The 12,161-nt window shown below is 64.4% G+C and carries 12 protein-coding genes and 1 pseudogene; 8 read left to right on the top strand and 5 right to left on the bottom strand.

Features of this window, described 5'->3' with window-relative positions; all coding sequences use genetic code 11:
* Positions 1-61: 61 nt before the first annotated feature.
* On the bottom strand, positions 62-265 hold the full coding sequence (locus E8E95_RS01110) for a hypothetical protein (RefSeq protein ID WP_077524555.1): 204 nt from the start codon (positions 263-265) through the stop codon (positions 62-64).
* Between the two features lie 89 nt (positions 266-354).
* Positions 355-1,320: a LysR family transcriptional regulator gene (locus E8E95_RS01105; protein ID WP_179059526.1), complete on the bottom strand. Its 966-nt coding sequence runs from the start codon at positions 1,318-1,320 to the stop codon at positions 355-357.
* 152 nt (positions 1,321-1,472) lie between these two features.
* On the opposite strand from E8E95_RS01105, the gene E8E95_RS01100 reads away from it, so the two are divergent.
* The 3 genes from E8E95_RS01100 (at position 1,473) to E8E95_RS01090 (ending at position 4,609) form a co-directional block, all read left to right on the top strand.
* Positions 1,473-2,534, top strand: coding sequence for an HlyD family secretion protein (locus tag E8E95_RS01100; RefSeq protein ID WP_280347482.1), 1,062 nt, complete (start codon positions 1,473-1,475; stop codon positions 2,532-2,534).
* Entirely contained in the window at positions 2,534-3,562 is a 1,029-nt protein-coding gene (locus E8E95_RS01095; RefSeq protein ID WP_280347480.1) for a DUF2955 domain-containing protein, read from the top strand. Before E8E95_RS01100 ends, E8E95_RS01095 begins: the two co-directional genes overlap by 1 nt.
* Before the next feature lie 75 nt (positions 3,563-3,637).
* The gene (locus E8E95_RS01090) at positions 3,638-4,609 is read left to right on the top strand and encodes a sensor domain-containing diguanylate cyclase (protein ID WP_280347478.1); all 972 of its coding nucleotides are present in this window, start codon (positions 3,638-3,640) and stop codon (positions 4,607-4,609) included.
* A gap of 163 nt (positions 4,610-4,772) precedes the next feature.
* Here E8E95_RS01090 and E8E95_RS01085 read toward each other — a convergent pair whose 3' ends face one another.
* Positions 4,773-5,636, bottom strand: a complete 864-nt coding sequence (locus tag E8E95_RS01085; protein ID WP_280347476.1) for an ABC transporter ATP-binding protein — start codon at positions 5,634-5,636, stop codon at positions 4,773-4,775.
* Complete coding sequence (locus E8E95_RS01080; protein ID WP_280347474.1) at positions 5,633-7,219, bottom strand: ABC transporter permease; 1,587 nt, start codon at positions 7,217-7,219, stop codon at positions 5,633-5,635. Before E8E95_RS01080 ends, E8E95_RS01085 begins: the two co-directional genes overlap by 4 nt.
* Before the next feature lie 300 nt (positions 7,220-7,519).
* On the opposite strand from E8E95_RS01080, the gene E8E95_RS01075 reads away from it, so the two are divergent.
* From E8E95_RS01075 to E8E95_RS01065, 3 genes are all read left to right on the top strand, one after another.
* Complete coding sequence (locus tag E8E95_RS01075; RefSeq protein WP_280347472.1) at positions 7,520-8,572, top strand: ABC transporter substrate-binding protein; 1,053 nt, start codon at positions 7,520-7,522, stop codon at positions 8,570-8,572.
* A gap of 186 nt (positions 8,573-8,758) precedes the next feature.
* Positions 8,759-9,034, top strand: coding sequence for a type II toxin-antitoxin system Phd/YefM family antitoxin (locus E8E95_RS01070; protein ID WP_199824435.1), 276 nt, complete (start codon positions 8,759-8,761; stop codon positions 9,032-9,034).
* Positions 9,027-9,317: a type II toxin-antitoxin system RelE/ParE family toxin gene (locus tag E8E95_RS01065; RefSeq protein WP_280347465.1), complete on the top strand. Its 291-nt coding sequence runs from the start codon at positions 9,027-9,029 to the stop codon at positions 9,315-9,317. The genes E8E95_RS01070 and E8E95_RS01065 overlap by 8 nt, the downstream gene beginning before the upstream one ends.
* Positions 9,318-9,340: 23 nt before the next feature.
* Here E8E95_RS01065 and E8E95_RS01060 read toward each other — a convergent pair whose 3' ends face one another.
* Positions 9,341-10,255 carry a LysR family transcriptional regulator gene (locus E8E95_RS01060; RefSeq protein WP_280347463.1) on the bottom strand — a complete coding sequence of 305 codons (915 nt, stop codon included), beginning with the start codon at positions 10,253-10,255 and terminating at the stop codon, positions 9,341-9,343.
* Positions 10,256-10,418: 163 nt separating this feature from the next.
* Here E8E95_RS01060 and E8E95_RS01055 point away from each other — a divergent pair, with 163 nt between their 5' ends.
* Positions 10,419-11,321, top strand: coding sequence for a TauD/TfdA family dioxygenase (locus E8E95_RS01055; RefSeq protein ID WP_280347461.1), 903 nt, complete (start codon positions 10,419-10,421; stop codon positions 11,319-11,321).
* Positions 11,322-11,789: 468 nt separating this feature from the next.
* Positions 11,790-12,161 (top strand): annotated as a pseudogene (locus E8E95_RS01050) (energy transducer TonB); the annotation flags it as partial.

The raw sequence follows: 12,161 nt of genomic DNA, 5'->3' as shown, positions 1-12,161 counted from the left end.
GACGTCGATATAGGAGCTGTCACGCATCAACGTCAGGAGGTGGAGAACAGGGGGGCAGGGATCAGCTGTCCTGGTGAGCCTCGGACTGCTGCTGTTGCTCAGCGCCTTGCTTGGCGATGGCTTCCTGCTGGGCGGCATCGGCGCGCTGCTCGGCCAGAGCTGCATTACGTGCAACAAAGGTGTTGGATTCTTCAGCCAGCGTCAGTTGCGCGAAAAACAGGGAAAATACGGCGAAAACGGCAGTAAAAAGTGCATTGCGTTGCATATCTTTAACCTCTCGGATGGTTTCTTGCGAAACATGGCGCCATCTTAGGGAGGTCAGGAAAGCGGAAAAATAGCGGTTTCAGTGAAGAACTATTTCTCTTTTCGCAACAGTTTCGCGTTGATCGCCCAGCGCTTCGGGTCTTCCAGCAGCGCTTCGTCCTGAGTCAGCAGTGGAGGCAGCTCAGCCTTGAGGAACTCCACCCAGGTCTTGATCTTGGCGTCGAGGAAGCGCCGTGACGGGTAGATGGCGTAGATGTTGCGCTCGCGCAGGCGGTATTCCGGCAGCAGCCGCAGCAGCTTGCCTTCGCGTACGGGCGGGCAGGCGACGAAGGAGGGCAGCAGGCAGACGCCCATGCCCGCCTGCGCGGCCTTGGCCAGGGACTCGGCCACGTTGACCTGGAAGCTCTCGGCCGGCAGCACGTTGAACTCGCCCTGCTCGCCGTTGAACACCCAGCTGTCCTCATAGAGTGGGTCCAGCAATCGCAGGTAGCGGTGATGTTGCAGGTCCACCGGGCTGACGGGCACGCCGTGTTTCTTCAGGTAGGCGGGGGCTGCGCAAAGCACGCTGAACATCGGCCCCAGCACTTGGGCGACCATCTGTGAATCGGGCAGCTCGCGGGCGAAGGTGATGATGACGTCGTGACCGTCTTCCAGCAGGTCGGGGGTGCGCTGCGACAGGGTCAATTCCACCACCACTTCCGGATAGAGTTCGGAGTAGCGCGCCACCAGCGGCGTGAGGTGCTGCAGGCCGAGGCCGGTCATGGTGTGCACGCGCAGGCGGCCGTGGGGCTTGAGGTGGGCGCCACGCGCCTCGGCAGCGGCCTCGTCGACTTCACCGAGGATCTGTCGGCAGCGTTGCAGATAGCGCTCGCCCACCTCGGTCAGCGCCAGGCGGCGGGTGGTGCGATGCAGCAGGCGCGCCTGAAGCTGCTGTTCCAGCTCCGATACCAGTCGCGAAACTTGCGCGGTGGACAGGTCCATGGCCTGGGCGGCGGCGGTGAAGCTGCCGGTGTCTATCACCCGCACGAAAACCCGCATGCTGTGGAGCGTGTCCATTGTTACCCCTTGTGTAAGGCTGCTTCTCGCAAGTGGGAGATTATCCCTGATTCCACGGTAAATATACTTTGTGCCCAAGGGCGGCAATGGCTGAGGTCTTGCCGTTCCGGTCTTCTCCACCCGCGCTCACTGCGGGTCCCTTCGAGGTACGCATGACTCCGGATCAAAGATTCGCCAGGCGGGTCCAGGCGGCCATCGTCCTGTTCGTCCTGCTGTTCGCCTACTTCCTCGCGGCGGACCTGTGGATGCCCATCACGCCCCAGGCGCAACTGACCCGCCCGGTGCTGCGCATCGCCCCCCGCGTGGATGGCCAGGTACTGGACGTGGCCGTCAGCAACAACCAGCACGTCGACGCGGGCCAGGTGCTGTTTCGTCTCGACCCCGAACCCTTTCACCTGGCCGTGCGCTCGGCCGAACTGGCGCTGGAGCAGGCCGAGCAGGACAACCGCCAGCTCGACGCCGCCATCGCCGCTGCCCGTGCCGGCCAGGTCGCCGCCCAGGCTGCGGCCAGCGAACTGCAACGTGAAGCCGCGCGCCTCGGGCGCCTGGTGCAGAGCCAGCACGTGTCGCGCCAGCTCTTTGAACAGACCGAAGCGCAGCGCCAGGCCGCCCAGGCCAGGTTGAGCGCCGCCGGAGCGCGCATTCGCGAGCTGATGGCCCAGCGCGGCGATGCCGGAGACGACAACCTGCGCCTGCGCCAGGCGCGAAACGCGTTGGAGCAGGCGCGCCTGCAACTGGAATACAGCGAAGTCCGCGCCGAGCGCGCCGGCACCCTGAGCAATCTGCAGCTGTCCGCGGGCGCCTTCCTGCATGCCGGCAACCCGGTGGCCGCGCTGGTGGCGGACGAAGCGGACATCAGCGCCGATTTCCGCGAGAAGGCCCTGCGCTACGTGCGCCTGGAGGACAGCGCCGCGGTGGTGTTCGATGCCTTGCCCGGCCACATTTTCGCGGCCAGGGTCAGCGCCATCGATGCCGGCGTGAAGGAAGGCCAGCTCGACGCCAACGGCGACCTCGCCGCGCCAGCAGTCTCCGACCGCTGGGTACGCGATGCCCAGCGCCAGCGCTTGCATGTCAGTCTCACCGAAGCCCTGCCCTACACACTGCCCAGCGGCGCCAAGGCGACGGTGCAGCTCTACCCCGGTGACTCGCGCCTGGCCGACCTGTTCGGCCGCGTGCAGATCGCCGCCATCAGCATCCTGCATTACGTGTACTGATGAGCCGCAGGACAGCTCTGACGGAAAATGATCTCAGGCAGTGCCTGCGTCTTGCCGGCGGCGGCACCCTCGGGCTGTTCATCTGTAAATTGATGGGCTGGGACAACGGCTCGTTCTTCTGCGTCTACCCCATGTTGCTGCTCGGCCTCACGCCGGTGATCGATGCCCATGTCGTGCGGCAGTTCCTGCTTCAGGCGGTGGTGGTGAGCGTCGAGGTGCTGGTGATCTACGGCCTGTTTGGCGACCGCCCGCAAATGATCGTGCCGCTGGCTTTCCTGGCGTTCTTCTGGCGCTTCCGCCTGATGGCCCAGGGGCCGCTGTTCATGTTCGGTGCACTGGGTAGCGTGTTTCTCTCCATCCAGCTGCACTTCGCCAGTTACCCGGAAACCCATCTCTACGACCTGGTCACCAGCAACCTCGTGGCAGCGGGCCTGACGGTCCTGATCGCCTGGCTGATGTTCTTCCTTTTCCCCGATGCCGAGCCACGTCCGTTCCGGCAGATGCCGGCCAAGGACCTACCCAGCCAGCGTCACGAAGCGGTGCTCGGGGCGACCATCGCCACCCTGTCTTTCATGCTGTTCCAGAGCTTCGACCTGAAGGATTCGTTGTCGGCACAGGTGGCGTCGATCCTGGTGCTGTTTCCCATGCACTGGAACGGCATCCGCTTCGCCGGCCGCATCCGTGCCCTCGGCACCCTGCTGGGCTGCGCCATCGGGCTGGTGCTGCAACTGGTCCTCTACAGCCACTACGACGTGCTGCCCCTGGTGACCCTGATGTACTGGACCGCCGCCTTCTGCTGCGCGCGCCTGCATGTGCTGGAAGGGGCACAGGGCATCGGCTTCGGTGCGCTGACCACCCTGGCCATCGTCTTCGGCCAGTACCTCACCCCGCAGCACGACGTGGTGTACTCCATCGCCTACCGCCTGAGTTCCGTGTGCGTTTCGGTGTTCCTCACGCTGGTTGCGGTGTTCGTCCTGCACCGTTTGCTCAACCGTTTTTCGTCCTTCCGTCATGCCAGTCACGCCTGACCGTCGGCTTATACTCCGTTCGCACTTTTGCCTGCCTAATCTGTCGAAGGCAGGTCCTATGAAGGTAGTGGCCGAATGGAAACGTCCCTCGAATCGCCCAGCGAACTGGAAAAGCTCACCCTTGCCCTGCTTCACAGCCGGGGCGAGGTCGAACGGCTGCGCGAACGCGAGGTCATCTTCAGCAGCCTCCTCGGCAGCGTGAATGCGGTGCTCTGGGCCTTCGACTGGGAGGCTCAGCGGATCATCTACGTCAGCCCCGCCTACGAAACCATGTTCGGCCGTTCCGCCGCCCTGTTGCTGGCGGACTACAACGAATGGCGCAACTGCATTTATCCGGATGATCTGGAGTACGCCGCGCAGAGTTTTGCCGAGGTGCTGGAGAAGGGCGCCATCGAGGCGCGCGAGTACCGCATCATCCGCGCCGACGGCCAACTGCGCTGGATCAGCGACAAATGCTTCATCAGTCAGAGCGGTGGCGAAGGCCAGCCGACCATCGTGGTCGGTATCGCCGAAGACATCACCGAGAAGAAGCAGCTGGAAGGCGAGCTGCACCGCCTGGCCACCACCGACGTGCTGACCAAGAGCAGCAACCGCCGGCACTTCTTCGAATGTGCCCAGCGCGAGTTCGAGCACTCGGTGCAGTTCGGCAGCCCGCTGGCGTTCATCCTGATGGACGTCGATGACTTCAAGAAAATCAACGACACCCACGGCCACCAGACCGGCGACCAGGTACTCCAGCGCATCGCCCAGTGCGGCGCCAACACCCTGCGCCGGGGCGACCTGTTCGGCCGCATCGGCGGCGAGGAGTTCGCCGCCGTCCTGCCCGGCTGCCCGCCGGAGCTGGCGTGGCAGATCGCCGAACGCTTGCAGCGGGAAGTGCAGCGGATGAGCTTCACCGTCGACGGCAAGAGTTTCGGCGTCACCGTCAGCCAGGGACTGGCCAACCTGCGCGACGACGGCAACCTCGACAGCCTCTACGCCCGTGCCGACGCGGCCATGTACCAGGCCAAGCGCGGCGGCAAGAACCAGATCGTCCTCGCCGATTGAACGTGCAGCGAAGCCCAACACGGTGCGGGGAATCGTTGGGCTTCGCGTAGCTCAGCCGCAACCTACGGTTATTGCGAGGCTCCATCGGCCCAATCAACGATGCGCTTTTCCGTAGGTTGGGCAGAGCGCAGCGAAGCCCAACGTTTCCGGGAGTGGACGTTGATCAGAGCGCAATGAACTCCGGCCGCATTCCTTCGACGCGGTGCAGCACGGGCGGCAGGTAGTCGCCATCGCCGGTGAGCTGGTGCAGCAATTGCTCCCGCAGCCTGTGGAAGTCCGCCCCCGTACGTTGTCGTGGGTGGGGCAGATCGATCTCCACCACCGACTTGATCCGACCGGGCCTCGGCGCCATCACCACTACGCGATCGGCGAGGTAGATTGCCTCCTCGGCGTCGTGGGTGACCAGCAGGGTGGTGATGCCCGAGCGTTCGCGGATGGCCAGCAGCTCGTCCTGGAGTTGCTGGCGAGTCAACGCATCGAGGGCGCCGAAAGGCTCGTCCAGCAGCAGGATGCGTGGGCTGGCCACCAGGCCGCGGGCGATGGCCACGCGCTGGGCCATGCCCCCGGAAAGCTGATGCGGGTAGGCCGATTCGAAGCCATTCAGTCCCACCAGTTGCACGAACTCATGGACCCGCCGGGCACGTTCGCCCTGGGTCAGTTTTTCGTTTACCAGCCCCAGGCCGATGTTCTGCGCCACCGTCAGCCAGGGGAACAAACGGTGTTCCTGGAACACGATGCCGCGCTCGCCGCCGATGCCCCGCACCGGCGCGCCGTCCACACGGATCTCGCCACTGAAATCGGTATCCAGCCCCACCAGCAGGCGCAGCAGGGTGGACTTGCCGCAACCGCTGGAACCGACGATGGCGATGAACTCGCCCTCGTTGATCGCCAGGCTGAAGTCCTGGATGGCCTCGAAGGCCTGGCCGTCCACCGAGAAGACCTTGCCGACCCGGTCGAAGCTGACCAGGGGGGCGATGGAATGGGGCTGGTTGGCCGCTTCCCGGGCCGAGGGATTGAAGGCATTCATGCGTGTCTCCAGCGCGTCGCGCGCGTTTCGATGCGTTGTCCGAGGGCGCCGAGCAGGGCGCCGACCAGGCCCACCAGCACCATGGCTGCCATCACCTGGTCCATGCGGAACATCTGCTGGGCGCCAAGCATCAGGCTTGCGATGCCGCCATCGGACGGCATGAAGTACTCGGCGCCGATGGTCCCCAGCCAGGCGTAGATCAGGGAAAGCCGCAGGCCGGCGAAGATGGCCGGGGCTGCGCCGGGAAGGATCAGCAACTGCAGGCGTTTCGGCAGGTCCAGGCGCAGGGTGCGGGCCGCCTCGCCCAGCTGCGGCGGCAGGCTGGCGATGCCGCGCTGGGTGGCGATGAAGAGCGGGAAGAAGGCCGCCAGGCTGACGAACACCACCTTGGCCAGCTCACCCAGGCCGAACCAGGCGGTGAGCAACGGCACCCAGGCGAACAGTGCGACCTGACGCAATGCCGACAGGCTTGGCCCCAGTATCCGTTCGCTGCGATTGGAGAGCCCCAGCAGCAAGCCCAGTAGGAGTCCGGCGCCACCTCCGACAACCAGGCCGGCCAGGGCGCGTTGCAGGCTGAGCTGCATGGCATGGGGCAGGGAGCCGTCATTGAAACCCTCCGCGAGGCTGTTCAGCACGTCCAGCGGCGAGGCGAGGATGTTGCGGTCGACCCAGCCGAGGCTGCTGCTGGTCTGCCAGAGAATCAGCAGCGCGGCAGGCAGCAGGGCGCCCTCCAGGCGGCGCCAACCCCGCGCATCGCTGCGCTGGCGCTGCTCGCCGGTGGCGGGTTGCGGCCAGTGCAGCACGCGCCGTTCGACGAACCCGAAGCCTCGGTCCATCAGCGCGCCGACAAGGCCGATGAGCAGGATGCAAAGGAACACCAGATCCAGCATGAACAGCTGGCGTCCCCAGACCATCAGGTAGCCCAGGCCTTCGCTGGAGGCCAGCAGCTCCACCGCCAGCAGCGACGTCCAGCCGGTGGCCAGGGCCAGGCGGAAACCGGTGAGGAAGGCGGGCAGGGCGGCGGGCAGCAGCAGGCGCAGGAGCAGCAGGTGGCGCGGCAGGCGCAGCACGGCGGCGGCCTCGCGCAGCTTGGGCTGGGCATCGCGCACGCCGACCAGCGTATGCAGGGTCACCGGCACCACCACCGCCTTGATCAGCACCACCAGCTTGAGCAGTTCGCCGATGCCGAAGAACAGCATGAACAGGGGAATCCACGCCAGGGTAGGAATCTGCGCCAGGGCCACGAAGCTGGGGTACACCAGCGCCTCCGCGCGCTTCGACGCACCCAGCCAGGTACCCAGCAAGAGTCCGCCAGCGACGCCCGCCAGCAGTCCCCAGAACAGCCGCTGGAGGCTTATCCACAGGTGGGTCCAAAGCTCGCCCGAGCCGAACTCCAGGGCGCTCTGCCAGACCAGTGACGGCGCCGGCAGGATTTGTTCACTCATCCAGTGGTAATGGCTCGCGAGCACCCAGAGCAGGGCAAGGCCCAGGGGCAGCAGCCAGGGCAGAAGGGCTTCGGAATGGCCCCGCCACCCGCCGGGTAAAGCCAGCGCGGCGGGTGTCCAGGTCAAGGTTCGGCTCATTTCCATCTCCCGAACGGGTTCTTATATTATTCAAAAAAAGAATAATAAATTGCGGATTAATGACTTAAACGGATAAGAGCACGAGTCGATAGCGTCGGGAAGGTATAGGCCGATGCGTTTGCCTCATATTTTTTATGCGCGTTGTGCATGCGCCCTTGCAGGCAGCGTCCCGCCTGGCTTAGGTGTAAAAATTATTAAAAAATGAATTTTTATTATTTGTTTGCGATGGGGACGCCCGCCTAGCTTCCGTTCCACAACGCCGGCCTCTGCCGGCGGCAGCCCGCCAAGGAGCCCCCCGCCATGAAAACCCTGCTCAACCAAATACTCGGGGCCTTCGCCTCACCCCTGCTGGTCGGCGTGCTCGGGGCATTCCCCATGGTTGCCCACGCCGAAGCGGCCAAGCCCGAAGCCATCCGCATCGCGGTGCCTGACCTGAGTGCTGGGACGAAGCACAGCGCGGGGGGCGTGGTGGACGTGCTACGCGACCAGAAGGTCTTCGAAGAGGAATTCGCCAAGGACGGGATCCGCGTCGAATGGCGCTTCTTCAAGGGCGCCGGCCCGGTGGTGAACGAGGCCCTGGCCAACGGCCAGGTGGACTTCGCCTACCTGGGTGACCTGGCCGCAATCGTCGGCAAGGCCAACGGGCTGGATACCCGGGTGATCAGCGCCAACACCCGTGGCGTGAAGAGCTATCTCGGCGTGGTGCCGGGCTCGGGCATCAAGAGCCTGCAGGACCTCAAGGGCAAGCGCGTGGCGGTGTTCCGCGGCACCGCCCTGCAACTTTCCTTCGCCAGCGCCCTGGCCAGCCAGGGCCTCAGCGAGCGTGACCTGAAGGTGATCAACCTCGACTTCAACGCCGCCAGCGCGGCCCTGGCCGCCAAGCAGATCGACGCGACCTGGGGGCTCTCCAACCTGATCGCCCTTCGCGAACGCGGTCTTGCGGAACTGCCGCTGAACTCCCGTGACCTCGACGGTGCGGGCAGCACCCAGGCCGTGCTGGTGGCCACCGGTGATTTCATCCGCCAGTACCCGGAGGTGGTGGGACGTCTGGTGAAGGCCCAGCAGAAGGCGGTGACCTGGATACGTGACGATGCCAACAAGGCTGCGTACGTCGAACTGGTATCGAGCCTGGCCAGCTATCCGCCGGGCATCCTCGCCAGCGACCTGGCCCAGGAAAGCCTGAATCGCTACTTCGATCCTCACCTGGACGCCGAATTCATCGGCCTGCTGCAACAGGGCGTTGACCTGGCGGCCAAGGAACGCCTGATCCGCCGTGGTTTCCAGGTTGCCGACTGGGTGGAACCGCGTTTCCTCGACGCGGCGTTGCAGGGGCCGGGACAGGCCTCGCGCTGACAGGAAGTCGCTGACAGGGAGGTCCTTTACAGGGAGTCATGGAAGCCGCCGCAAGGCGGCTTTTTTATCCACAGGGCATTCGCGCCAACGAGAGCTCTCCAGAAAAACTGCTTCATGAAGCCACCGCCTGCAGTTATCCTTCGGTGCTGTAATTGGTGCTCTTATTGGTGCTTTTAGGAGACTCTAATGCCCTTCCAGATCCTGGCGGATGTGGCCGCCTCCGTAACCGACCTCAAGCGTGATCCCATGGGAACCATTCGTGAAGGTCACGGCGAAACTGTGGTCATCCTCAACCGCAATGAACCGGCTTTCTACGCCGTTCCGCCCGCTCGTTATCAAGCCATGCTCGAGCTGATTGACGACCTGCGTCTGGCCGAACTGGTCCGCGCCCGTCAGGGGGAACCGACGGTAGCAGTCGATATCGATGAGTTGATCGCACAAGCGACCGATACCCGTGCCTAAGTTCAGCCTGGCGTTCAACGTCAAGGCGCTCAAGGAATGGAACAAGCTGGACTCCACCATCCGGCTGCAGTTTGCCAAGAAGCTGAAAGAACACCTCGACCTCCCACGAGTCGAGTCGGATCGACTCAAGGGAATGCCGGACTGCTACAAGATCAAGCTGCGTTCGGTGGGCTATCGCCTTGTTTATGAGGTGGTGGATCAGCGCTTGGTTGTCACGGTCATCACTGTGGGTAGGCGTGAGCGTTCAGAGGTCTATGAGGCCGCCAAGGGTCGCATTGAATAACGCCAGGCTGGCCTGTCCTGCCCCTACGCCGCCTGCTCCAGCGAATCCATCTCCACCAGCACGTCGATCAGTGCCCGCGCCGCTGGGGACAGGCGATAGCCCGTGCGGGTGACGATGCCGCAGCGTGCGGCAAGGCTGTCCACCCGATCGGGCAGGTTGCGCCAGTGCAGCAGCGCCAGCGCACCGCATTCCAGCAGCGGGGCGATGGTTTCCTGCTGGGCGATGCCGATGGCATCGGTCTGGCGCACCACCTGCACCAGCGTGGGCACGTGGTCGCACTCCAGGCTGAGTTGGAAATCCGCCATGCCGCTATAGCTCGCCAGCAGCTTGCGGATGCCCGCCGGCAGCCGCGTGGCGGCCAGCGGGTAGTCGAACATGTCGTTGGTGGAGAGGCTCTCCTTGAGCAGCAGCGGGTGCCCCTGGCGGCAGAAGAAGCGGCCGTAACGGGGTGTCAGCGGCTGGGTCTGGAAACTCGGGTCGGCCTCGAACTGGCGCACGTCGGCGATGAAGAATTCGATCTCGTCCCGGGCCAGGCGGCGTCCCAGCACCTCCCAGTTATTCACCTCGAAATGGGTGCGGATGCGCGGGTAGCGCTGCATGAATACGGCGAGGGCGTCGGGCACCAGCCTGGCGGCTGGCGCGGGGCCGCTGCCGAAGTACAGCTCGCCGGCATCCAGCTTGGTCATCTGGTCGATTTCGCGCGCCAGGTTGCTCGCGCCCTGAACCAGGCGCAGGGCGTGCTGCAGCACAACCTGGCCTTCCGGGGTGGGGCGCAGGTCCTTGCTGCCACGGTCCACCAACTGGCAGCCGAAATTCTGCTCCAGGCCCTGGATGCTGCGGCTGAAGGCCGGTTGGGTAATCCCCATGGCGTCGGCCGCGCGGACAAAACTGCGGTGTTCGAGCAAGGCGATGAAGTAACGGAGCTGGCGCAGGTCCATGGTGCTTTTCCGGCATCGAAAATATAGGGCGAAGGCATTTGTCGCGGCATTGGCTGGGGTTTTAAATGCAGGCTCTTATTCCGTCAAATGCGTATTCGATAAATTATTAGACGTATATCGAATAAGTATATGGCGCATCTCCCCTGACCGTGAGGACCGCACCATGAGCACTGCCGCACTGGCCCAACAACAGGCCGTTGAACTCGACATCCATCCCGTTGCCGGTCGCATCGGCGCCGAGATCAGGGGCGTGACCCTGTCCGGCAACCTGGGTGCCGCCAGCCTCGAGGCCATCCAGGCCGCTCTCATCCAGTACAAGGTGATCTTCTTCCGCGGCCAGACCCAATTGGACGACCAGGGCCAGGAAGCCTTCGCCAAGCTGCTCGGCGAGCCGGTGGCGCACCCCACCGTGCCAGTGCGCGAGGGCACCCATTACCTGCTGCAACTGGACGGCGCCGAAGGGCAGCGCGCCAACTCCTGGCACACCGACGTCACCTTCGTCGACGCCTATCCCAAGGCCTCCATCCTGCGCAGCGTGACGGCCCCGGCCGCTGGCGGCGACACCGTCTGGGCCAACACCGCCACCGCCTACCAGGATCTGCCCGCACCCCTGCGCGAGCTGGCCGACAAGCTCTGGGCCGTGCACAGCAACGAATACGACTATGCCGCCACGCGCCCCCATGTCAGCGCCGAGAAGCTGGAGCAGTACCGCAAGGTGTTCACCTCCACCGTGTATGAAACCGAGCATCCGGTGGTGCGGGTGCATCCGGTGAGCGGCGAGCGGACGTTGCTGCTGGGGCACTTCGTCAAACGCATCAAGGGTTTCTCCCAGCCGGATTCGGCACACCTGTTCTCCGTGCTCCAGGGGCATGTCACTCGCCTGGAGAACACCGTGCGCTGGCGCTGGCAGGCCGGCGATGTGGCGATCTGGGATAACCGCGCAACCCAGCACTACGCCGTCGACGACTACGACACCCAGCCGCGCATCGTCCGCCGCGTGACCCTGGCCGGTGATGTGCCGGTGAGCATCGACGGGCAGCGCAGCCAGACCCTGCGCAAAAGCTGATTGCTCCAATCAAAAGCCCCCACCGGAGCGATTCGCTGGGGGCTTTTGCGTTTGTAGGGTGCGCCGCGCGCCCCGAAAGCCGTGCGGCTACCGCGCTGACAGGTTTGGCTGATTTGTAGGTTGGTCTGAGCTACGCGAAGCCCAACGAAGGCATCCGGCACTGCGCGATGTTGGGCCTCGCTGCGCTCGGACCAACCTACGGGGGCATTCGATGCCTGCCGGGCATATTTTCGATGTTCTCAAGGCATGCATAAGAAATTGTCTTTTAAATTCATGTACTTAAAAACGTATATTCCTAAAAGTAATTACAGAATCATTAAAAATTACTTTATGAGATAAGTCTCCCGCCCGATCATCTCTCCATGGCCGACCGCTCTAGCTCGGCCATCTCGCCGGCCTTGAGCCGGCTGCCAATTCAACAAGCCCGGTGGCACAGGCCGGGCCTTTTTATCCCCAGGAGTCTTGCCCATGGGCAATGTCCTCGAAGCCGACAGCGGCCGTGAATTGCACTGGCAGGAAGTTCGCCGCCCAGGCGAGGTCCGCGACCTCGGTGTGCCGGTACGCCAGGCGCTGGACCGCACGGTCTTCCGCAGCCCCGGCGACAGCCGTGTGCTCAGCCGCCGCGAAGCCTGGCTGCTGGGCGCCTTCGCCCTGGTCCTGCATGGCGCCGTGCTGCACTGGCTGAGCCAGAAACCCACGCCGCCGCTGCCGGAAGTACCGCCGCGGATTCCGCCCATGACCATCGAGTTCACCGCGCCGGCGCCGCCCGTGGTGGAACCGCCACCGCCGGAGCCACCGCCGCCCGTGATCGAGCCGCCGCCCCCGGTGGTCGAGGAGCTG

Origin of the sequence: Pseudomonas sp. BN414 (assembly GCF_029871275.1) — a bacterium.
Lineage (GTDB): Bacteria > Pseudomonadota > Gammaproteobacteria > Pseudomonadales > Pseudomonadaceae > Metapseudomonas > Metapseudomonas resinovorans_C.
This window is presented reverse-complemented; position numbering and strand designations above follow the sequence as displayed.